The 250-nt window shown below is 38.4% G+C and carries 1 protein-coding gene; it reads left to right on the top strand.

Going from position 1 to position 250, the window contains the following annotated elements; translation table 11 throughout:
* Nucleotides 1-25 precede the first annotated feature (25 nt).
* Nucleotides 26-250, top strand: a 225-nt coding sequence (locus R0J88_RS22165) for a hypothetical protein (RefSeq protein WP_410901196.1), incomplete at its 3' end; no start/stop codon positions are given.

The raw sequence follows: 250 nt of genomic DNA, 5'->3' as shown, positions 1-250 counted from the left end.
GCAGGGCAAACTTGATAGATATGCTATGACACAAACTAGTAGACGATTAAGACAGTTTTTCGCTAAGTATGGTGTCGTAGGGATTGTAGTGCATCAAGTCAATGCCAGTGAAGAAAAAGAAAATAAGAAGAAGATTGATAAGATGGAAAGTCCTATACCACAACCAGCTTCAATTTTAGGCTATTCCGAAACTATTGCAGTAGTACAAGATGCTTGTACGATTCTTTCATTCGATGCAGTAGACGGAAAC

It is taken from the genome of Pseudoalteromonas sp. SIMBA_162 (genome assembly GCF_046535955.1).
Lineage (GTDB): Bacteria > Pseudomonadota > Gammaproteobacteria > Enterobacterales > Alteromonadaceae > Pseudoalteromonas > Pseudoalteromonas marina.
Note: the sequence above shows the minus strand (reverse complement) of the source record. Positions and strands in the feature narration are given on the sequence as shown.